Here is a 20,175-nt window from a genome sequence, read left to right as displayed (position 1 = left end):
AAGCGGAGGAACCTCCGCTTTGCTTGAACTTTAAGCGGAGGATCCTCCGGTTGTCCAGGAGAAAGGAATGCTGTGACCGGCAACACACGCGGACTGCGTGCCGACGCGCGCCGCAATCGGCAACGCCTGCTCGACGTGGCCGTACGCGCCTTCTCCGAGCGGGGCACGGACGTGTCGCTCGAGGCCATCGCCAAAGAGGCCGGTGTGGGTATCGGCACGCTGTACCGGCACTTCCCCACCCGGGAGGCCCTGCTTGAGGCCGCATACCGCAACGAGGTCGCGCGGGTCTGCGACAGCGCCGAGGAACTGCTGGCGCAATACCCGCCCGACCAGGCGATGCGGGTGTGGATGGACCGGTTCATCGACTATCTGGCCACCAAGCAGGGCATGGCGGACGCGTTGAAGGCCGTCATCGCCTCCGGCGACTCGGACCCGTTCGCCGAGAGCCTGGACCGGATCAGCACGGCCATCAGCACGCTGCTGAAGGCCGGGGCCGAGGCGGGCGTCCTGCGCTCCGACGTCGACCCTCTCGACGTCGGCTTCAGCCTCGGCGGCATCCTGCTGATCACCACCGACATGGGGCTGCGCGACCGCGCGGGCCGCATGCTCGATCTGCTCCTCGACGGACTCCGCTACCGCGCCGACTGAACTGGAGAACTCATGCGACTGGGCGTACACATCGCCCGCTTCGACCACCCCGACGGCCCGGCCGCCCTCGGACCCGAGCTGGCCGCGGCGGGTGCGGCCGCGGAGGAGGCCGGCTTCAGCCGGCTCTCCGTCATGGACCACTACTTCCAGATGGAGGCGTACGGCCTCACCGCGACGGAGCCCATGCTGGAGGGCTACACCACCCTCGGCCATCTCGCGGCCCACACCTCGACGACCCGACTCGGCCTGCTCGTCACCGGGGTGACGTACCGTCATCCCGGGCTGCTGGCCAAGATCGTCACCACGCTCGACGTGCTCTCCGGCGGCCGGGCGTTCCTCGGCATCGGCGCAGCCTGGTACCAGCGTGAGCACACCGGCCTCGGAGTGCCGTTCCCGCCGACCGGCGAGCGCTTCGAGCGGCTGGAGGAGACCCTGCGCGTCTGCAAGCAGATGTGGGACCCGCAGGCCAACGGCCCCTTCGAGGGCAGGCACTACCGGCTGGCCGAGACACTCTGCGTCCCGGCGCCCGTGAGCGCCCCGCATCCGGAGATCATGATCGGCGGCGGTGGGGAGAAGAAGACCCTGCGGCTCGTCGCCCGGTACGCGGACGCCTGCAACCTCTTCACGTCCAGCCCCCAGGAGGTCGCGCACAAGCTGAAGGTGCTGCGCGGTCACTGCGATGACGTGGGCCGCGACTACACAACCATCAGGAAGACCGTCCTCTACATGGACCCCGGCGGCACGCTCGACGGCTTCGCCGAGGCCATGGCCGAGTACGCCGCGCTGGGCATCGACGAAGCCATCATCGTCCCGCCGGACGGCGCCCCGGCGCGCTGGATCGAGCACCGCGCGGCGCCGGCGGCGAAGGCGCTGGCCGGACTGGGCTGACGGCGTGACACAAGGGCCCCACGTGCTCCACACGCACGAGGGGCCCGCCGCACGACGGTCGCAGACGCAGAAGGAAGTCACCGGCTCCCGGCGGTGATGCGGAGAATGGCGCATGAGCCACCGGACAGCCGTCAGCAACGAGCGCTCAGGTTCTCGAACAGCACCATCCCGGCCGCGGTGTTCGACGCGGGCACGTGGTACGTCTCGTGCACGCGGCGGATCCGGGGACCCAGCGCACCACGCATGATCAGCCACATGATGAGTTCGATGCCCTCGGAGCCGGCCTCGCGGATGTACTCCTCACGGGTCAGCGCCGCCAGCTTCTCCGGGTCGTGCTCGATCGCGTCGAGGAACATCCGGTCGAAGTCCTGGTTGATGAGTCCCGCGCGGGCACCGGCCAGCTGGTGGGACATGCCTCCGGTGCCGAAGACGGCGACCTTGAGGTTCTCGGGGAAGGACCGGATCGCCGCGCCGAGCGCGTGGCCCAGGGCCAGGCAGCGGGCGGCGGTCGGCTGCGGGTACTGGATGACGTTCACCAGGAGGGGGACCACCGCGCACGGCCAGCTTTCACCGGGGTCGGGACAGTACACCGACAACGGCACCGTCAGGCCGTGGTCCACGTCGAGTTCCTGGAACACCGTGATGTCGAAGGACGCGTCGACGAGGCTCTCGACGAGGTGGTCGGAGAACTCCGGGGCGCCGGTGACGACCGGGACGGGGCGGCTGCCCCACCCCTCGTCGGCCACCGTGTACGACGGGGCCGTGCCGACCGCGAAGGTCGGCGTGACACTCAGATCGACCGCGTTGGCGTGGTCGTTGTAGACGACGACCACCACGTCAGGGGTGTGCCGGGCCATCCACTCACGCGCCGGCGCGTACCCGTCGAACAGCGGCTTCCAGTACGGATCGTCGGTCTTTCCGTGGTCCATGGCCGCACCGATCGACGGCACGTGCGAGGTGGCCAGTCCCCAGATCACCTCAGCCAAAGCTCCGCCCTCCCGCTCTGAGCGCCTGTGCGAACTCCTCGGTGGTCATGCCGGTGAAGACACCGCCGAGGTACTGCATGGACTTCTGGTCGACCATGGCGAGCTTGAAGACGTAGAAGATGGAGCCGCCCAGCTCCATCATCCGGTTCCAGTCCCGGTGCAGGACGGCGTCCCGCTGCTCGGCCGTGAGGCCGTACGCGTCGCAGTAGGCGGCTTCGTCGGCCTTGAACTTCGCCCGGTTCCCGGCGTGTTTGAGCGAACCGCAGAGCCGGTTCAGGGCCTGTCCGCGGCGGCTTTCCGCGGCGTCGAAGACGTAGGTGCCGGGGACCTTCGGCGTGCTGCTGGACGACATCCCGTTGCTCTCCTTCCGTGGTGCCATGCCGGTCAGTGCAGGAGTCCGCCGCCGTCGCAGACGAGCGTCTGGCCGGTGACCATGACCGCGTCCGGGGAAGCGAGATACGACACCAGCCCCGCGAAGTGCTCCGGGGTGACGAACTCCTTGATCGCCTGCTGCCGCATGGTCGCGGTGAAGACCTCGTCGCCGGAGTGCGCCCGGGTCCCGGGGGTCGCGACCTGGGCGGGCGCCACCGCGTTGACCGTGATCCGGTGCTCGCCCAGCTCGCGCGCCATCACCCGGGTCATGCCGATGAGCGCGCCCTTGCCGGCCACGTAGGCGATCTGGCCCGGCGCGCCGGTGAAGAAGGTGCGGGACGCCACATTGACGACGCGCCCGCGGTACGGGCTCTCGCGCAGCCACGGCACGCACGCCTGCACCATGAGCAGCGGGCCGACGGCGTTGACGTCGAAGAAGCGGTGGAGTTCCTCAGGGGTGGTCTCCAGCAGACTGGCCCGGCCGGACAGCAGACCGGCGTTGTTGACCAGGACGTCCACACCGCCGTACGCCTGGACTATCCCGTCCACCGTCCGGCGGGTCGCCGCCGGGTCGCTGACATCGCAGCGCCAGTGCCGTACCCCGGGGACGACCCCGCTCGTACCGTCCGGTTCGGCCATGTCCAGTGCGGCGACGGCGAACCCGTCCGCGGCCAGCCTGTGGACGATGGCGCTCCCCAGGCCACCCGCAGCGCCCGTGACGACCGCGACCCGGGGACCGTCGCCGTCCGAACCCGTCACGGTGCCTTCTCCTGCGGATGGGGGGCGAGCGCTTCCACAGTGATGTCCATCCACTTCCACATCGGCAGGGAGACCAGGGCGTCGTGCAGCTCCGCCGGATCGGCCGCCTCGTACAGGCCGATCGTGGCGCCTCGGCCCGGGACCCGCCACAGTCGCTTGAGGATGCCCGCCTCCCGCAGCTGCATGGCCCGTTCACGCTCGTACTTGCGCAGGGACTCGCGGATGTTGTCGGGGGTGTCCGGGGGCAGGGTGTTCTCGGTACGGACGAGGAATTCCATACGGGGCGTTCCCTTCACGAGGGTCAGGCTGCGGCGATCTCCAGCAGCAGTTCGGCCAGTTCACCGGGGGCCGTGACCATGGCCTCGTGGCCGGTGGCGATCTCGTGGACCGGCCAACCACGGGCGGCGGCACGCTCGGCGTGCGGGGTGAACACCCGCATCCAGTCGATGCATTCGACGAAGACACCGGGCACCTGGTCCGCCTTGCCGGTCAGCCGCAGCGGCTCCGTGTACGTCAGCCACGGGTGCGGGGTCAGCCGGGGGCCGAGCCAGTCGAGGTCCGCCTGGTCCTCGACGCCGAGCACGCTCAGCGAGCGCACCGGGATGAGCCAGCCGAAGCCGGGCCCCAACACGGACTCCCGGTAGTGCCCGGCGATGCGGTCGGGCAGCAGGTCGATCGCCGCGTCCCCGTCGTCGCCGACGAAGGCGTCGAGATGGACCCGTTTGGCCAGCCGGTCCGGGACGCGGTCCGCGACGCCGGTGACGACCTGACCGGCGTAGCTGTGTCCGACGAGTACGACGTCCCGGGCGTCGTGGGCCTCGATCAGCGCCACCACGTCCTGGACGTGCGTGCTGAGCCCGACCTGGGGAGTGAGGAGATGGGCACGGTCGCTCACCCCGGTCAGCGTGGGGGTGTGCACCTCGTGCCCGGCCGCGCGCAGCAGCGGTGCCACGCGCTGCCAGACCCAGCCGCCGTGCCAGGCTCCGTGGAGGAGTACGAAGACGTGGCGGCCGCTCATGCGGATGCCCTGGTGCGCGGGGCGCTGTCACCCTGCTGTTCGCGGGCCAGCATCTTCGCCACCGCGCGGCGTCCGCGCAGCGCGGCGAGGTCGGACCTGATGCTGGACTCTGCCTTTCCGCCCGGATCGGTGGCGTACATCACCTCCTGCGCCTCCAGGGCGTCGACGTCCTCCTGCATCACCGCGAGCTGCTGCTCGTGCTGGAATTTCGTCAACTCCTCGTCGTGGATGAGGTAGTCGCGGCCCAGGGCGTAGAAGTCGTGCGTCTCGTTGCCGCGCGCCGGCGTCATCCCGTAGAGCACCTTCATGTGGAAGCCCTCCGGTTCCTCGGTCCCAGTGGCGGCGACGCGGATGTTGAGGACGAAGATGCCCGGCGGGTAGAAGTCGCCGTCCTGCCAGCGGTCCACCGGAGAGGTCAGCCCGCAGGACTTCTCGTAGAACGGCGGGGCCTCGATGCCGACCATCCGGCGGCTGAAACCGACGCGGTCGCCGTCCACGGTCACGTCGATCGGGGTGGCGGCGACGGCGGCGTTGCCGATGCTCGTCGGGTGCAGGAACGTCTCGTGGGTGAGGTCGAGCAGGTTCTCCAGGAGCAGCAGGTGCCGGGCCTTCAGCGGGACGACGCCGTGCACGTGGGTCCAGTCGGGATCGGTGAGCCACGAGGTTTCGGGAAGCAGGCTCTCATCGGCCAGTTCGGGGGCGCCGGGCCAGATCCAGATGACGCCGTCCCGCTCGACCAGCGGGAAGCGGCGCAGGGCCGCTTTGGGCCGGTCGGCCTGCTCGGCGACCCCGACGCACACACCCTGACCGTCGAAGCGGTAGCCGTGGTAGTCGCACTGGAGGATGCCCTCGTCGTCCAAGTGCCCCAGGGACAGCGGGTACTTGCGGTGGGGGCAGCGGTCCTCGATCGCGGTGACGGTTCCGTCGGGCAGCCGGTAGAAGCAGACCGGGAGGTCTGTGATCCAGCGCTGCGTGAGGGTCCGGCCGATCTCGTCGGACCAGGCTCCCAGGTACCAGCCGTTGCGGACGTGCTGAGTGAGCATGGCGGCTCTCTCCTTTCAGAAGTCCGGTCAGAAGTCCGGTCAGAAGTCCGGTCAGAGGTCCAGGACGAGGCGGCCGCCGCGGGCGCGGGAGACACAGATCAGCATGGTGTCGCCGGCGGCCCGCTCGTCATCGGTGAGCAGGGAGTCCCGGTGGTCGATCTCGCCCGCCAGGACGGCGGTCTCGCAGGAACCGCAGATGCCCTCCTCGCAGGAGGACATGACCGGTGCGCCCGCCGCTTCCACGGCCCTGAGCACCGACTGTCCCGGCTGCACGGTGAGCGTCACCCCCGACGAGCGCAGCTCCACCTCGAACGGTTCGTCGCCCTCGCCGTCACCGGAGTGCCGCCCCGGGGCCGCGGCGAACCGCTCCACGTTGAGCGATCCCGCCGGCCAGGTGGCGCAGTGGGCCTCGACCGCGTCGATCAGCCCGGCCGGGCCGCAGCAGTACACCAGGGTGGAAGGGGAGAGTTCACCGAGGTGACCGGCGAGGTCGAGCAGGCCGTACTCGTCCTGCGGCCGTACGGTCACGCGCTCGCCGTAGCCCTCCAGCTCGGACAGGAACGCCATGGACGCGCGGCTCCGGCCCCCGTACAGCAGGGACCAGTCGGCCCCGGCCGCGGCAGCCTCGGCGATCATCGGCAGTAGGGGGGTGATGCCGATGCCGCCGGCGACGAACAGGTACCGCCTGGCCTGCCGCAGCGGGAAGTTGTTGCGCGGGCCGCGTATCCGCAGCTCGCTTCCCTCGCGGACGTTGTCGTGGATCCACTGCGATCCGCCGCGTCCGTCGGGCTCCCGCAGCACCGCGATGCGCCAGCAGTCGGTGACGGCCGCCGGGCCGCACAGCGAGTACTGGCGGACGGCACCCGTGGGGAGGACCACGTCGATGTGCGCGCCTGGCTGCCAGCGCGGCAGGGGTACGCCATCGTGCGATGCGAGCAGCAAGGAGGCGACACCGTCCGCCGCCGTCCGCCGGGACAGTACGGTGATTGTGCCGTCGTACTCGGTCTCGCGTGGCGCCGGGCCGGCCGCGGCTGCTGCCGTCCCGAGCGGGAGCGCGTCCAGGGCGGCGGTCGACGGGCTCGTCATGTGCGTCATCTCCTCGGCACGGTCGGTGGTGCGGTGGCACGGTCGACGCTAGTCGGGGGGGAACGCGCAGGTCGTCGCGCTAATGACCGGACCCGGACGGCGAAAGGTCACGACCCGCCTACGTCATTCGTCACGCCCGCCGGGCCCCCGGCCGTGCTGCGGGGTGTCTGGTCGAGGTGGATGTGCAGCGGGTGGTCCGTGGTCCAGAGGGCCTCCACCACGGCGTGCAGATGTTCGGCGTCGACCCGCCACAGAGGTTCGCCGTAACGGTCCTCCCGCGTGACGCCGTTCGACGGGACGACGTCGGTCAGCAGCTCCTGGTGACCCGGGGAGCCGTCCGGGTCGTCGGCCCCCCGCGCGAACTCCACGAACAGGGACGTGTCGCGGAAAGGCACCCAGATGTGCGTCGCCGACGTCATGCCAGCACCCCCGTCGTCTCGGGGTAGAGCCGCACGTACGCCTCGCCCATGGTCCCGTGCGAGAGGCCGAGGTTGGGGCCGGCGTTGCGCTTCAGCTGGACGCCGCGCCGCTTGGCGAGGTCGGTGTAGTAGTCCCACATGTGCTGCTGGGCGGCCAGGCACTCCATGGCCTTGCGCTTCTTGTCGAAGACGGAGGTGATGTCCAGCAGGGTGTTCGGCTTGAAGTCGCACTGCTCCGGCTGGTGCGGTTCGAAGAAGAACACGGGGGGAGCGCCGAGCGGTTCGCCGGGCGCGTCGTAGCCGACCGCCTGGGCGAGCACGCGGGCCTGGAGCGCCATGCGGGCGGCGGCCGGGTGGTCGCCGTTGTAGGGGTCGGCGAGGGTGTGGGTGAGGACGACCGCGGGGCTCACCTCCCGGTACACGCGCACGATACGGTCCACCAACTCCGGTGTCTCCAGCAGCGGGTAGTCCCCGGCGTCGAGGAACTCGATCTCCGCGCCCAGCGCGGCCGCGGCGTCGGAGGCCTCGGTGCGGCGCAGTTCCTTGATCTCGTCGAGGCGCAGGCCGTCCCGCCAGGCCCGTGCGGACTCGCCGCGCTCGCCGAAGCTCAGGCACAGCACCTTCACACGCTGACCGCGTTCGGCGGCCAGCGCGATGGCGCCGCCGGCCCGCCAGACGAAGTCGCCGGCGTGCGCGCTGACGACCAGCAGCGCGCCCTCGGGCGGAGTGGACGTGTCGTGGGTCATGAGGGGCTCCTTGGGATCGAGTGCGAAGGGGTGCGTCGACCGGTGCCGGGCGAGCTCCGGTTCCGCAGCGCTGTTTTCGCGAGAGGAGTGCGGGACGGAAGAGGTTGGTCCCACAGATGTCACAATATCGCTGACTTTATTGTTGACAATACTGCTGACGTAGGGAATTCTCCCGGCATCGAACCTGGAGAAACCCGGAGGAGACGTGCCGAACCACCATCTCGTCGTCAGGAACATCACCCGGCCCACCGCCGAGGTCGTCGCGCGGCTCGCGCAGGCCGGGGTGTCCACCGTCCACGAGGCCATCGGCCGCCGCGGCTTCGCGGGGACCGGTCTGCGGCCGAACCAGCGGAACGTGCGCATAGCCGGCCCGGCGGTGACGGTGAGTTCCCACCCGGGGGACAACCTGATGATCCACGCCGCCGTGGAGGCCTGCCGGCCCGGCGACATCCTGGTGGTGACGACCACCTCGCCGTCCACGGACGGCATGTTCGGCGATCTGCTGGCGACCTCCCTCGCCGCTCGGGGCGTCATCGGGCTGGTCACGGCGGCCGGGGTGCGCGACACCGCCGAGCTGAGGGAGATGGGCTTCCACGTCTGGGCCCGGTCGGTGTCCGCCCAGGGCACGGTGAAGGCGTCCCCGGGCTCGGTCAACGTGCCCGTGACGCTGGGCGGGGTGTCCGTCCACCCCGGTGACGTCATCGTCGCCGACGACGACGGCGTGGTCGTGGTGCCCCTCGCCGAGGCTGAGGAAGCGGCGGAACTCGCCGAGAAGCGGATCGCCAAGGAGGCAGCGACGCGCGAGGTCCTGCGCTCCGGGACGCTGGGCGTCGACTACTACGGGCTCCGTGCCAGGCTCGCCGAACTGGGCGTCACCTACCAGGACTGACCGCCGGCTTTCTCGCCCTGGACCTGTGGTGGATGGGGACCGCACACCGTGAGCACTTCTGTGGAAAACGACGTCACCGGTGCGATCCGGGCCGCGCTGCTGCGCGGTGACTACGTGCCGCGACAGCGCCTGATCGAGGCGGACCTCTGCGAACAGTTCGGCGCCGGCCGCTCCGGGGTGCGGTCGGCACTCCGGCAGCTGGCGACGGAGGGCCTGGTCGAGATCCAGCGCAACCGCGGCGCCCGCGTCCGGGAGATCTCCTTCGCCGAGGCGGTCGAGGTGACGGAGGTACGGATGGTCCTGGAGGGCCTGATCGCCGCTCGCGCGGCGGAGCGGGTCAGCCCCGCGCAGGCCGAGGAGCTCCGCGCGATCGGTGCGGACATGGCTCGGGCGGTCGCCGACGGCGAACTGATGGCGTACAGCGACCTCAACGCCCGTCTGCACCGCCGTGTGCGCGACATCGCCGGCCACGAGACCGCCAACCAGGTCGTCGAACGACTGCGGGCCCAGGTGGTCCGGCACCAGTTCATGCTGTCCCTGGTCCCGGGGCGGGCCCGCGCGTCGCTGCCCCAGCACCAGCGGATCATCGCGGCGATCGCGGCCGGGGACCCGGTGGCGGCCGAAACGGCCATGCGGGACCACGTGGCGAGCGTGGTGGAGGCGCTGCGGGCGCTCGAAGCCCGCCAGGAGCGCGCGAGCTGAGGCACGGCGAGGCGGCAGGGCACGATGTGCCCGGCCGCCGTTCCCGTTCAGGGCTTCAGGCACTCGACTGTCACATTCCGTCGCCGGCACCCGCGTCGGCGTCCTGGACCGTCTTCCTGGCCCAGGCGACTTCGAGCTTGCCGGTGGGGGTGCGCGACAGGACGTCCGTCAGGACGACGGAACGCGGCACCTTGTAGCCGGCGAGGCTGCGCCGGACCCAGTCGCGCAGCTCCTCGCCGGTGGCGGTGGTACCGGGAGGGACCGCCACGACGGCTGCCACCCGTTCTCCCCAGGTCTCGTCGGGGACGCCGACGACGACGCAGTCCTTCACCGCGGGGTGCGAGAGCAGGACGTTCTCGACTTCCTGCGGGTGCACCTTTTCCCCGCCGGTGTTGATCACGCCGGAGCCGCGTCCGAGGAACCGGATCGCGCCGTCGGCCTCGATCCGGGCGAGATCGCCGGGGATCGCGTACCGGACCCCGTCGATGGTGCGGAACGTCGTCGCGCTCTTGGCGGTGTCCTTGTAGTAGCCGAGGGGCATGGGCCCGCAGTAGGCGAGGTTCCCGACCTCGTCACTGCCGGGTTCGACGAACCGGTCACCGGGGCCGACCACTCTTGTCGCGGGCACGGGGAAGAATCGGGCGGGCAGGTCGCGTACCGACGAGGTGATCGCGAAGGCGAAGGGACCGCCTTCGCTGGAGGCGATGGCGTCGATGACCGTGACCTCGGCGCGTTCGTGCAGCGCGCTCTTGAGCGCATCGCTGAGAGCGGTGCCGGAGCTGAGGACCCTGCGCACGGAGTTCAGGTCGTGCGGCGTACCGGCCTGTTCCGCCCGCACCAGCTCGTCGACGAGCGGTCGGCACACGGCGTTGCCCGCGACGATGACCGTCTCGACCCGCTCCGCGGCGATGGTGCGCCAGACGTGCTCCGGATCGAGGCCGCCCTGCCGCGCGGTGACCCCCCGGCCGCCCACCATCAGGGCGCCCATGGTGTTGAACAGCCCGGTGGCGTGCATGAGCGGTACGACGGGCATGGTGGTCGGTGCACGACCTTCACGGTGTGCCTCGATCGCGATGGCCACGGCCTCGTCGAGCGTCGCGGGGAGTTCGGTGACACCGAGCGGATGGAAGATCGGGACCACCAGGGAGTGCAGCAGATCGCTCTGCCGCCACACCACGCCCTTCGGCTTGCCGGTGGTCCCACCGGTGTACATGAAGAGCCGGTCCGATCCGGGCCGCGGCTGCGGCTCGCGTGGTGCGTGGGCCGCCAGCAGGTCTTCCAGTTCGGGCACAGAGGGACCGGCCGGGCCGTCGGCGGGTGGATCGCCCGCCCTCACCAGCAGCTTCAGCGTGCGTACGTGTCCGGCGGCGTGCGTGACCCGGTCGGCCAGGGCGCCGCTGAAGACGAGCGCGGCGGCGTCGGCGTCGGTGAGGAGTTCGGTGAGTTCCTCGCCGGTGTAGCGGTAGTTGGCGTTCACCGGGACGGCGCCGAGCTTGAAGGCGGCGAAGACCGTCTCCAGGTAGGCGGAACCGTTGAACAGGTAGCAGGCCACGGTGTCGCCCTCGCGCACCCCGGCCGCTTCCAGCGCGGCGGCCAGCCGTGACGCGCGCTCGTCGAACTCCCGGTAGGTGGTGTCACGGCCGGGCTCGGTGATGGCGACGGCGTCGGGCAGGGCCCGGGAGACCGCCTCCCAGATCGTGCCGATGGACACGTCCATACCTCAGGACCTCCTCGTCCTCGGGGCGGTGGCAGACCGCACGGCCGGGCGCGGCCGGAGCGCCCCGTGGATGTCTGGGGGGAGTAGCGATCCACGGGGCGCTTCTCCCTCACGGTAGGCGGGGCGCACTCCTTGCGGAACGCGTGCAATGACTCGACCGGCTCGGCGCTTCGACAGGGCGGTGAACAGGACGAATGACGTAGATCCGCTCCGAATCCGCCGGGCTACGATGCTGGGGCGATCGCGAGTCGCCCCAGTCCGCTCACCGACTGACGCGTTCTCCTGACGCAGCGCATCCGCGTGGCGAACCGGCACGGCGAATCCAACGCGTCGGATCAGCATCACGGCGGACTTCGACAGCAAGGTCCAACGCCCGCCGGTCACAACGACGATGAGGAGGTCGGTCATGTCCGCATCACCCGTGGGGTGGGACGAGGTCGCCGCCGTCGCGCCGGACGGCCTGGCCGTACTGGACTGCGTCGGCCGGTTCGTCCGCCTCAACCCCGCGGGGGTCGCGTTGTGCGGCGCACCCGAGGAGGCCGACCTGCTCGGTAGGACATCCCCGTTCGCGCTGGCGGAAGGGGCCACCGGCGCGTGCCGGGCAGGGCTGCTGGAGGAGCAGTCGGACGAGCGCGTGGCTCACTGGATGCCCGCCTCCGGGACCCGCCGGGAGTTCGCCTACCGGGCCCGCGTCCTGCCGGGCGACCCGAAGTTCACGGTGGTGTCGTTCCGCGACGTGACCGACGAGTGGCACCGGCAGCGCAGGATCGCGGCGATAGCCCAGTCGTCGATCGCACTTGCTTCGGAGGGCTCGCTCGGCTCGACCCTCGACGCCGTTGCCCGGCAGATCGTCCAGACCGACGGCCTGGCCGGCGTACAGATCCTCATCCTGGACAGCACAGGCCGCGAACTGCGGCTGATGGGCTCGGCGGGGCTACGGCACTGGGACGCGTTCCTCGACCGGCTGCTGGAGTGCCGCGACCGCGGCGCCCGGCTGAGCATGCTGGACACCCTGCGGGAGCGCAAACCGATCGTCGTGCCCCACCGGTGGGCCCAGATCCGCGAGGATCCGGCCTGGGAACCGCTGCACGCCTACCTCGGGGAGCTCAACTGGGACTCCTTCGTCAGTGTTCCGCTGATGGCGCGCGGCCGACCCGAAGGGGTGCTCAACGCGTACTTCGCACCCGGTCAGGAGATCGGCGGCCGAACGCTGGAGTTCCTGGCCGCCATGGCGGAGCAGGCCGCGCTCGCCGTCGACTACGCCACGCTGCTGCAGCGCGAACGTGAAGGGGCCCGCCGGAACGAGCGCCGGCGCCTCGCCCGCGACCTGCACGACTCGATCGTCCAGCAGGTGTTCTCCATCGGCATGCAGGCCAACGCCGTCGGAGTGCTGGGGGCGCGCGACAAGCCGGTGCCGGCGGAGGCGGTCCGGCAGTTCGCGGAGGAGGTCAGGGCCCTGTCGCAGACGGTCCTCGCCGACCTTCGGGCGATGGTGCACGAACTGCGTCCCACCTCCACCCGGCTCGGCCTGGAAGAGGCGGTGAGCGCACTCGTCAAGAGCACCGAGAACCGGACGGGTCTCAGCTTCCGACTGCTGTTCGGCGCGGAGCTGAACGCGGTCGAACCCGACCTGGCGGAGGACATGTACCGGATCGTCGCCGAGGCCATCCACAACGTGGTCAAACACGCGGGGGCCACCACCGTCACCATCCGCCTCGGCGTACGCGACCACACCCTGACCGCCGGCGTCCGTGACGACGGTCGCGGACTCGCGGCATCCGGCGGGCGCGGCGGCTCGGGGCAAGGAGAGGACGACGGGCGGACGACCGGCGCGCACTGGGACCACGGCTACGGACTGACGACCATGCGGGAAAGGGCGGAACGATGGGGCGGCGCCATGAGGATCAGATCCGGGAAGAGCGGTACGGCCGTACGGGTCGTCATACCCCTGCCCGTACGGGTGCCGGAGCCCCCGGACACGGAGACGGACGGCTCACGGAGCACTCCGCGGGCGGTGCCGTTGCCGGAGACACCGGACCCCGCCCCATCCGGGTCCTGATCGTCGACGACCACGCCGTCGTACGCCGCGGGATCCGCGCCTACCTCGAGGTCCTGGACGACATGGAGGTCGCTGCGGAGGCCGCCGACGGGCAGGAGGCGCTCACCCGGCTCGACGCGATGGCCGCCCACCAGGAACTCCCGGACGTGGTGCTGATCGACCTGCTCATGCCCAGGATGGACGGGGCGACGGCGATCGGAGTGATCAAGCAGCGCCACCCCGGTCTCCGGGTCGTGGTGCTCACCAGCTTCGGCGAGATGGAACGCGTCCACGCGGCGCTCGCCCAGGGAGCCGCAGGCTACCTGCTCAAGGACGCCGAGGCGGGTGAGGTGGTCGCCGCCATCCGCGCGGCCGCCCGGGGCGAGGTCTTCCTCGACCCCGCGGTCGCCAGGGGACTGACCCAGGAGATCGTTTCGCCACCGACCGGGCTGGCCTCGCTCACCGGCCGGGAACGCGACGTCCTCGTACTGGTCGCCGAGGGACGGTCGAACCAGCAGATCGCCGACGAGCTGGTGATCAGCGAGCGCACCGCCCGCACCCACGTGAGCAACGTCCTGCGCAAACTCCGGCTCACCTCCCGGACCCAGGCCGCGCTGTTCGCGGTGCGGCAGGGTCTGGTCCCGCCGCGGGGCTGACCGCGACGGATGTCCTGGGCGGTTCAGGACACAGGTCCGCCGCAGGTGCCGTCATCAGCGGGTTCCTCCCGGGCCCGGAGCGTTCCTACGCTCAGGGGTACCGACCCCCAGCTCAGGAGGACAGCATGCTCGACGGCAAAGTCGCCATTGTCACAGGTGCGGGCCGAGGCCTGGGAAGGGCCTACGCCCGCGCGCTGGCGGCGGCGGGCGCCGCCGTCGTCGTGAACGACCTGGACGCCGACGTGGCCGCGGAGACGGTCGACGTCATCACGGACGCGGGTGGAACAGCCGTCGCCCATGTCGGCGCGGTCGGCGGTGCCGAGTTCGCCGACGGGCTGGTCCGGCGCGCGGTCGACGAGTTCGGCCGGCTCGATGTGATGATCACCAACGCCGGTGCGCTGCGCGACAGGACCCTGCGCAACACCACCGACGACGACTTCGACCTCGTCGTCACCAGCCATCTGCGCGGTACGTTCACCTGCGGCCGCGCGGCGGCGGCCCGTTTCCGTGAACAGGGAGAGGGCGGTCGGCTCATCCTGGTGGGATCACCGGCGGGGCAGCGCGCGAGCTTCGGCCAGACCGCCTACTCGGCATCCAAAGGCGCGATCGTCGCGATGACGCGCACCTGGGCCGTCGAACTCGCGAAGATCGACGTCACGGTCAACGCCATCGTGCCGACCGCGCTGACGCGCATGGTGGCGACCATGCCCCGGATAGGTGACCTCGTGGCGAAGGTCGACGCGGGGGAGCCTGTACCCGAGGCCCTCCGGCGGCAGGGTCTCGGTTCGCCGGACGACGTGGCGCCGATGATCGTGTATCTGGCGTCGAAGGAGTCGGCCCACGTCACCGGACAGGCCATCGCCGCTGGGGGCGACCGGATCGCCCTGTGGACGCACCCCGGTGAGGTCGAGGAGCGGTTCGGGCAGGGCGGCTGGACCGCCGAGTCGGTCGCCGAACTCTTCTCCCATGCCTATGCCGACCGGCTCCAGGACTTCATGCCCACGCCCCTCGACCTGGAGGCCTTCGAGGAGGCGTGACGCGCATCGGCCCCCGTCATCGAGGTCCGTGCGGCGGGCAGCGGCTCCTCCCAGGCCTGCGGCACCGCGGCGACGCGGGCGAAATCCGCGCTGATGTCTCCCGCGATCTGCAGCAGCGGCAGATACTCCTCGACGAGCCGCTCGACCGAGGTCTCGGCCGCGTGGCAGTTGACGTTGAGGGCCGCGATGACCCGGCCGGAGCCGTCCCGCAGCGGGGCGGTGACGGACCGGATGCCGGGTGCCGGCTGTTCGTCGGAGAGCTCGACACATCCGAGCGTCCGAAGTGACTCTGGCCTGAACCGTCCGCCATACGGATGATCGTCCGTCAGGCGTCGCCACTCCTTCTTTCCCGTGCTTCCTGGTCTTCGCCCGTTCCGTGCGCTCGCGACACCGAACGAAGGGGCGCACCTGATCCTTTGGAGAGCCGCATGTCCGAAAGAATCCCCACAGCACCGGCGGAGACCTGGGCGGCGCCGGTCCGGACGGGACTGCTCATCGGCGGCAGGACCGTCGAGACCGACGATTGGACAGCCGTCCACAACCCGGCGGCCCCTGAGCAGATCGTCGGTCACGCCGCCGCAGCCACCGTCGAGCAGGCCCGGGCGGCCGTAGCCGCCGCGGACGCGGCGTTCCCGAGCTGGGCGGCGATGCCCGCGCGCCGGCGAGCGGAGATCATCGGCCAGGCGCTCACCCTCCTCGACGGCAGTGAGGCCGACCGGGCAGCGCTGATGACCCGCGAGAACGGCAAGATCTCCCTCGAGAGCCAGATCGAGATGAGCGTCTTCGTCGCCCGCATCCGGGCGGCCATCGACCTGGTCGACTCCCTCGACCAGGTAAGGCACCTCGACGGCCCGCCGCTGACCTCGCACATCCACCGGCTCCCCATGGGCGTGGTCACCGTCATCGTCCCGTTCAACTGGCCGATCGCGATCCTCGGCGCGAGCCTGCCGTACGCGCTGCTTGCCGGGAACACCGCCGTGGTCAAGCCTCCGCCCACCGTGCCGCTGGCCATGGTGCGCACCCTGGAACTGTTCGCGGCGGGACTCCCCGCCGGCGTCCTGAACGTCGTGACCGGCAGCAACGACGCGGTCGCCCCGCTGCTCACCGACCCCCGCGTCCGCAAGATCGTGTTCACCGGAAGCACGGCCGCCGGCAAGAACATCATGGCCGCCGCCGCGCAGAACCTCGCCTCGGTGACCCTCGAACTCGGCGGCAACGACCCCGCGATCGTCCTCGATGACGCCGTACTCGATCAGGAGCACATCGGACGGCTCGTCCAGGGCGCGTTCCTGACGAGCGGCCAGGTCTGCATGGCCGTCAAACGGCTGTACGTCCACCGCTCCCGCTACGACGAACTCGTCGACGCGCTCGCCACTGCCCTCGACACCCAACGCGTGGGCCCGGGAACCTACCCCGCCTCGACCATGGGCCCGCTCAACAGCGCCGCCCAGCGCGACAAGGTGACCGCCATGCTGACCGAGGCGGCCGACGCCGGAGCCGAGATCCGCGAACTGGGCACCCTGGCCCCAGGCGCCGCCTCCTCAGGAGGACACTTCCTGCGCCCCGCCCTCGTCCTCGATCCCGACCCGGGCCTGAGAATCGTCACCGAGGAACAGTTCGGCCCCGCCCTGCCGATCCTGCCCTTCGACGACGTCGACTCCGTACTGGACCAGGTCAACAACGACTGGTCGGGACTGTGCTCCTCGGTCTGGAGCGCCGACCCCGCCCGCGCGGCGGGCCTCGCGGAACGGCTGCGCACCGGCACCACCTGGATCAACCACGCCAACGCCGTCGCATGCGACGACCGAGCCCCCTTCGGCGGCTTCCGCCAGAGCGGCATCGGACGCGAGATGGGCCCGGACGGCCTGCTCTCCTTCACCGAAGCGCACACCATCACGACGCACGGATAGAAACGGCGAGTACCGCTGGACCCCGCCGGCTTTGAGTGGGCGGGGTCCAGCCGTACTCCGGTCGTACGTCACACCAACGGCACGGACACTGCGTTGTAAGGGGTGTTCTCATCCCGGTCCGGGGTGGTGAAGCGGGAGTTGGGGAGGTACAGCCGACCCTGGTAGGCGGCGGCCGTGGTGGGCAGGTCGAAGCGGTCGTCCCTGATCACTCCGATCGCAGTGCCCCTTGTACCCGACCGGTTGAGCCGGATCACGTCCACCTGGTTGGGGTTGGGCTGGACCACGTAGAGAGTGCGGCCGATGAGCACCAGCCCGTCGCCGCTGGGCAGCGTCGTGTCACCCAGGTCGACCTTGCGGGCCACGCCGGTGTGGGGGTTGACGCGCATCAGCGAACCGCCGTCCGCGGCCGCGTTGGTGACGAGCAGGGCGCTGCCGTCGGGCGTGAGCGAGATGCCGTTGGACGTGAAACCGGACTGCACCCAGTCACCGCTCAGCGTGAGGCTCTCCGGGGCCCCGATGCTGCCCTGCCTGCCCAGCGGCAGCTTGAAGAGCTGTGCGCTGAACGACTCGGTGAACCAGGCGGCGTCGTGGGTGAGCAGGACGTCGTTGACGAAACTGTTCTCTCCGGCGACGACGTGGTTGGCGAGCAGCGCACCACTGTGGGCGTCGACGACCCGCAGTTCGGCACTGCTGCCGCCTGCCAGGAACAGCCGCCCCCAGGAGTCGACCTTCAGGCCGACCGTCATGCGCCCCAGGCCGCGGTGGACGACCTTGCCCTTGCCGCTCGCGAGGTTCACCCGGTACACGCCGCCGGTGGCGATCGATCCGAAGTAGGCGTACGGCGCGGAGCCGATCGCGACTCCCTCCGGCCCCCAGCCGTTGGGCAGCGAGAACTCCCCGGGCCAGGATCTGGCGGTGCCCGGGGCGGCCTGTGCCGTACCACCGATCAGGGCCGTCGCTCCCAGGGCGATGCCCGCGCCGAGAAGCTGCCTGCGTGCGAGAGAACTTGTCATCGATCGTCCTTCCACGGAAAACAAGACGGGCCGTGCCGGTCCGGCTGGGCTCCTGGACCAATTCTTGAGAGTTCAAGTACCTGTGCACAGCGACGAATGTCCTGACTCTCCTCGGTCCATCGGACGGAAAGCTGCCGGGCCGGCGGGAGCACGGACCGCGAAGGCGCGCCACTCGACAGCAGGCCGACCTGACAAGGCTGAACGTCGCGCCCGGGATACGTCATTCGTCCTTACTTCCGGCGCTCATCTCCCGGCTCCCTGTCCAGGCCGTCACCGCTGGGCCATCATCCGAAAACCTGCCGGCCGCAGTGGCGCGACCGGCGTGAGCACGGTGACGGCTGAGCGCCGCACCGGGAGGGCGAGCGGGCCATGAGCGTGCAGCGACCGCACATCGAACCGGGCAGGCTGTTCATCGGCGGAGAGTGGCGGGACGCGGAGTCCAAGGAGCGGCGCGACGTCATCGACCCGTCCACCGGCAGAGTCGTCACCACGGTCGCGGAGGCCGACGGCAGCGATCTCGCCGCCGCGGTGGCCGCAGCACGCGAGGCCTTCGACACGGGGCCGTGGCCCCGGACGCCGGGCCGCGAGCGCGCCCGGGTGCTGCACCGGGTGGCCGATCTGGTGCGCGAACGGGCGGACGAGATCGCCGCCGTGGAGAGCCTCGACGTCGGCAAGCCCGTCTCGTTCAGCCGGGGGGTGGACGTGGAGACCGTGGCCGAGACGTACGAGTACTACTCGGCGCTGGCGCAGTCGGTCGACGGGGCCACGCGAGAGATCCCCCTCCCCTCCCACGCCTACACCCGCAGGGAGCCCATCGGCGTGGTGGGAGCGATCACCCCGTTCAACTTCCCGTTGATCCTCAGCACGTCGAAGTTCGCCCCCGCCCTGGCGGCCGGCAACACCATCGTCCACAAACCGGCCGACGAGACCCCCCTCAGCGCGCTGCTGATGGCGGAGATCCTCGCCGACGCCGGCGTTCCCGCGGGAGTGGTGAACGTCGTCACCGGCAGCGGCCCCGTCCTGGGTGAGGCACTGGTGCGTCACCCGGGCGTCGACAAGATCGCCTTCACCGGGTCGACGAGGGTCGGCCGCCTGGCGGCGAGCACGGCCGGCGAGCAACTCAAGCCCGTCACCATGGAGTTGGGTGGCAACGCGCCGCACATCGTCTTCGAGGACGCCGACGTCGGGAAGGCGATCGGCGCGATCATCAAGGCCTTCGTCTTCAACACCGGACAGTTCTGTATGGGCGGACCCCGGCTGCTGGTCCACCGGTCCCTGTACGACACCACGATGGGCATCCTCGCCGACGCGGTTCCGGCGGTCCCCGTCGGCGACCCCTTCGACCCGGCCACCGTCGTCGGGCCGATGGCCGGCGAGCGGCACGTGGAGAACGTCGAGGGCTTCGTGAAAGCGGCCGTCGAGGACGGCGGCCGCATCGTCGTCGGCGGTGAGCGCTTGGAACTCAACGGCGGTTACTACTTCAAGCCCACCGTCATCGCCGGCCTGGACAACGACGCCCGCACCGTCCAGGAGGAGATCTTCGGCCCGGTGCTGACGGTTCAGCCCTTCGACACCGAGGAAGAGGCGATCGCGCTGGCGAACAGCACGCCGTACGGACTCGCCGCCGGTCTGCAGACGTCCGACCTGGCGCGCGCCCATCGGGTCGCCGCGCGACTGGACGCCGGCATCGTCTGGGTCAACGACTGGGCCATGCTCGATCCCGCCGTGCCCTTCGGCGGCGTCAAGCAGTCCGGCTACGGACGCGAATCCGGGCCGGAGGCGCTGCAGGCGTACACGAGGACCAAGTCGGTCGTTATTTCCCTCGCCTGACCCCTCGACAGGGCCGACTCCGAGCGCCCGGCCGCCGCCGGCGGACCCTCCCGGCCGGATCGGCCGGGGACATGGCGGCCTGGCAGTAGGCGTTGTCGCCCGGGCCGTGGACGCCACCGTTGAAGGTGACCCGGTACGGGCGGTTCGGCGCGAAACGGCGGGCGGTGGCGAAGCCGACCGCGTCCTCGTTGTGCATGCCGTTGATGACCCGGGCGCTCAGGTGCCGGCTCAGACCGTGGTCGGTGCTCAGGTCTGAAGAGGCAATGGGCGGTGAGGTCGGCACGGGACCAAGGCGGTGGACCGCCCTCGACGGCCTCAGCTCCTGCCTGAGCGGCGTCACTTTGCAGGAAGGTGAGCCCGTAGCTATCCTCATATTCAACAATGCGACTAGGTGCCTAGTTGTTTAGCGATGGCCATG

At 70.6% G+C, this 20,175-nt stretch carries 21 protein-coding genes; 10 read left to right on the top strand and 11 right to left on the bottom strand.

Going from position 1 to position 20,175, the window contains the following annotated elements:
* Positions 1-72 precede the first annotated feature (72 nt).
* Positions 73-648, top strand: coding sequence for a TetR/AcrR family transcriptional regulator (locus PBV52_RS39875; RefSeq protein WP_274245530.1), 576 nt, complete (start codon positions 73-75; stop codon positions 646-648).
* 12 nt (positions 649-660) lie between these two features.
* Positions 661-1,536, top strand: a complete 876-nt coding sequence (locus PBV52_RS39870) for an LLM class F420-dependent oxidoreductase (RefSeq protein WP_274245528.1) — start codon at positions 661-663, stop codon at positions 1,534-1,536.
* 131 nt (positions 1,537-1,667) lie between these two features.
* On the opposite strand, the gene PBV52_RS39865 is transcribed toward PBV52_RS39870, so the two are convergent.
* The 9 genes from PBV52_RS39865 to PBV52_RS39825 all read right to left on the bottom strand — a co-directional run bounded on the left by PBV52_RS39865 (position 1,668) and on the right by PBV52_RS39825 (position 7,965).
* Complete coding sequence (locus PBV52_RS39865; RefSeq protein WP_274249862.1) at positions 1,668-2,513, bottom strand: class III extradiol dioxygenase subunit beta; 846 nt, start codon at positions 2,511-2,513, stop codon at positions 1,668-1,670.
* Between the two features lies 1 nt (position 2,514).
* On the bottom strand, positions 2,515-2,874 hold the full coding sequence (gene ligA / locus PBV52_RS39860; RefSeq protein ID WP_274245526.1) for a protocatechuate 4,5-dioxygenase subunit alpha: 360 nt from the start codon (positions 2,872-2,874) through the stop codon (positions 2,515-2,517).
* Positions 2,875-2,906: 32 nt separating this feature from the next.
* Positions 2,907-3,653, bottom strand: coding sequence for an SDR family NAD(P)-dependent oxidoreductase (locus tag PBV52_RS39855; protein ID WP_274245524.1), 747 nt, complete (start codon positions 3,651-3,653; stop codon positions 2,907-2,909).
* Positions 3,650-3,931 carry a muconolactone Delta-isomerase family protein gene (locus PBV52_RS39850; RefSeq protein WP_274245522.1) on the bottom strand — a complete coding sequence of 94 codons (282 nt, stop codon included), beginning with the start codon at positions 3,929-3,931 and terminating at the stop codon, positions 3,650-3,652. The genes PBV52_RS39855 and PBV52_RS39850 overlap by 4 nt, the downstream gene beginning before the upstream one ends.
* Before the next feature lie 23 nt (positions 3,932-3,954).
* A complete protein-coding gene (locus PBV52_RS39845) occupies positions 3,955-4,671 on the bottom strand; it encodes an alpha/beta fold hydrolase (RefSeq protein ID WP_274245520.1) in 717 nt (238 codons plus the stop codon).
* Positions 4,668-5,714, bottom strand: coding sequence for an aromatic ring-hydroxylating dioxygenase subunit alpha (locus PBV52_RS39840; RefSeq protein WP_274245519.1), 1,047 nt, complete (start codon positions 5,712-5,714; stop codon positions 4,668-4,670). Before PBV52_RS39840 ends, PBV52_RS39845 begins: the two co-directional genes overlap by 4 nt.
* 51 nt (positions 5,715-5,765) lie before the next feature.
* Positions 5,766-6,800: a PDR/VanB family oxidoreductase gene (locus tag PBV52_RS39835; protein ID WP_274245517.1), complete on the bottom strand. Its 1,035-nt coding sequence runs from the start codon at positions 6,798-6,800 to the stop codon at positions 5,766-5,768.
* A 107-nt stretch (positions 6,801-6,907) separates the two neighbouring features.
* Positions 6,908-7,219, bottom strand: a complete 312-nt coding sequence (locus PBV52_RS39830) for a hypothetical protein (RefSeq protein ID WP_274245515.1) — start codon at positions 7,217-7,219, stop codon at positions 6,908-6,910.
* Positions 7,216-7,965: a PIG-L deacetylase family protein gene (locus PBV52_RS39825; protein ID WP_274245513.1), complete on the bottom strand. Its 750-nt coding sequence runs from the start codon at positions 7,963-7,965 to the stop codon at positions 7,216-7,218. Before PBV52_RS39825 ends, PBV52_RS39830 begins: the two co-directional genes overlap by 4 nt.
* 205 nt (positions 7,966-8,170) lie before the next feature.
* On the opposite strand from PBV52_RS39825, the gene PBV52_RS39820 reads away from it, so the two are divergent.
* Entirely contained in the window at positions 8,171-8,854 is a 684-nt protein-coding gene (locus PBV52_RS39820) for a 4-carboxy-4-hydroxy-2-oxoadipate aldolase/oxaloacetate decarboxylase (protein ID WP_274245512.1), read from the top strand.
* 48 nt (positions 8,855-8,902) lie between these two features.
* Entirely contained in the window at positions 8,903-9,556 is a 654-nt protein-coding gene (locus PBV52_RS39815; protein WP_274245510.1) for a GntR family transcriptional regulator, read from the top strand.
* Between the two features lie 70 nt (positions 9,557-9,626).
* Here PBV52_RS39815 and PBV52_RS39810 read toward each other — a convergent pair whose 3' ends face one another.
* Complete coding sequence (locus PBV52_RS39810; RefSeq protein ID WP_274245508.1) at positions 9,627-11,273, bottom strand: AMP-binding protein; 1,647 nt, start codon at positions 11,271-11,273, stop codon at positions 9,627-9,629.
* A gap of 406 nt (positions 11,274-11,679) precedes the next feature.
* On the opposite strand from PBV52_RS39810, the gene PBV52_RS39805 reads away from it, so the two are divergent.
* The 5 genes from PBV52_RS39805 (at position 11,680) to PBV52_RS39785 (ending at position 16,914) form a co-directional block, all read left to right on the top strand.
* Positions 11,680-13,332, top strand: coding sequence for a histidine kinase (locus tag PBV52_RS39805; RefSeq protein WP_274245506.1), 1,653 nt, complete (start codon positions 11,680-11,682; stop codon positions 13,330-13,332).
* The gene (locus tag PBV52_RS39800) at positions 13,320-13,967 is read left to right on the top strand and encodes a response regulator transcription factor (protein WP_274249860.1); all 648 of its coding nucleotides are present in this window, start codon (positions 13,320-13,322) and stop codon (positions 13,965-13,967) included. The genes PBV52_RS39805 and PBV52_RS39800 overlap by 13 nt, the downstream gene beginning before the upstream one ends.
* Before the next feature lie 125 nt (positions 13,968-14,092).
* Entirely contained in the window at positions 14,093-15,004 is a 912-nt protein-coding gene (locus tag PBV52_RS39795; protein ID WP_274245504.1) for an SDR family NAD(P)-dependent oxidoreductase, read from the top strand.
* On the top strand, positions 15,001-15,291 hold the full coding sequence (locus PBV52_RS51470) for a hypothetical protein (RefSeq protein WP_306801460.1): 291 nt from the start codon (positions 15,001-15,003) through the stop codon (positions 15,289-15,291). Before PBV52_RS39795 ends, PBV52_RS51470 begins: the two co-directional genes overlap by 4 nt.
* Positions 15,292-15,432: 141 nt before the next feature.
* The gene (locus tag PBV52_RS39785) at positions 15,433-16,914 is read left to right on the top strand and encodes an aldehyde dehydrogenase family protein (RefSeq protein WP_274245501.1); all 1,482 of its coding nucleotides are present in this window, start codon (positions 15,433-15,435) and stop codon (positions 16,912-16,914) included.
* Positions 16,915-16,982: 68 nt separating this feature from the next.
* Here PBV52_RS39785 and PBV52_RS39780 read toward each other — a convergent pair whose 3' ends face one another.
* Positions 16,983-17,927 (bottom strand): superoxide dismutase, encoded by a 945-nt coding sequence (locus tag PBV52_RS39780; protein ID WP_274245499.1) that lies wholly within the window; start codon positions 17,925-17,927, stop codon positions 16,983-16,985.
* Positions 17,928-18,296: 369 nt separating this feature from the next.
* Between PBV52_RS39780 and PBV52_RS39775 the strand changes: the two genes are divergently transcribed.
* Positions 18,297-19,757, top strand: coding sequence for an aldehyde dehydrogenase (locus tag PBV52_RS39775; protein ID WP_274245497.1), 1,461 nt, complete (start codon positions 18,297-18,299; stop codon positions 19,755-19,757).
* Positions 19,758-20,175: the final 418 nt, after the last annotated feature.

The organism is Streptomyces sp. T12 (assembly GCF_028736035.1).
In the GTDB taxonomy this organism is placed as follows: domain Bacteria; phylum Actinomycetota; class Actinomycetes; order Streptomycetales; family Streptomycetaceae; genus Streptomyces.
The sequence above is the reverse complement of the archived record's forward strand: the minus strand, read 5'-3'. Positions and strand labels throughout refer to the sequence as shown.

Excerpts from the sequence above, each read along its gene's own strand:
- PBV52_RS39870 (WP_274245528.1), top strand. The coding sequence starts at position 661 with ATGCGACTGGGCGTACACATCGCCCGCTTCGACCACCCCGACGGCCCG.
- ligA (WP_274245526.1), bottom strand. The coding sequence starts at position 2,874 with ATGTCGTCCAGCAGCACGCCGAAGGTCCCCGGCACCTACGTCTTCGAC.
- PBV52_RS39850 (WP_274245522.1), bottom strand. The coding sequence starts at position 3,931 with ATGGAATTCCTCGTCCGTACCGAGAACACCCTGCCCCCGGACACCCCC.
- PBV52_RS39845 (WP_274245520.1), bottom strand. The coding sequence starts at position 4,671 with ATGAGCGGCCGCCACGTCTTCGTACTCCTCCACGGAGCCTGGCACGGC.
- PBV52_RS39840 (WP_274245519.1), bottom strand. The coding sequence starts at position 5,714 with ATGCTCACTCAGCACGTCCGCAACGGCTGGTACCTGGGAGCCTGGTCC.
- PBV52_RS39835 (WP_274245517.1), bottom strand. The coding sequence starts at position 6,800 with ATGACGAGCCCGTCGACCGCCGCCCTGGACGCGCTCCCGCTCGGGACG.
- PBV52_RS39830 (WP_274245515.1), bottom strand. The coding sequence starts at position 7,219 with ATGACGTCGGCGACGCACATCTGGGTGCCTTTCCGCGACACGTCCCTG.
- PBV52_RS39825 (WP_274245513.1), bottom strand. The coding sequence starts at position 7,965 with ATGACCCACGACACGTCCACTCCGCCCGAGGGCGCGCTGCTGGTCGTC.
- PBV52_RS39810 (WP_274245508.1), bottom strand. The coding sequence starts at position 11,273 with ATGGACGTGTCCATCGGCACGATCTGGGAGGCGGTCTCCCGGGCCCTG.
- PBV52_RS39805 (WP_274245506.1), top strand. The coding sequence starts at position 11,680 with ATGTCCGCATCACCCGTGGGGTGGGACGAGGTCGCCGCCGTCGCGCCG.
- PBV52_RS39795 (WP_274245504.1), top strand. The coding sequence starts at position 14,093 with ATGCTCGACGGCAAAGTCGCCATTGTCACAGGTGCGGGCCGAGGCCTG.
- PBV52_RS39785 (WP_274245501.1), top strand. The coding sequence starts at position 15,433 with ATGTCCGAAAGAATCCCCACAGCACCGGCGGAGACCTGGGCGGCGCCG.
- PBV52_RS39780 (WP_274245499.1), bottom strand. The coding sequence starts at position 17,927 with ATGACAAGTTCTCTCGCACGCAGGCAGCTTCTCGGCGCGGGCATCGCC.
- PBV52_RS39775 (WP_274245497.1), top strand. The coding sequence starts at position 18,297 with ATGAGCGTGCAGCGACCGCACATCGAACCGGGCAGGCTGTTCATCGGC.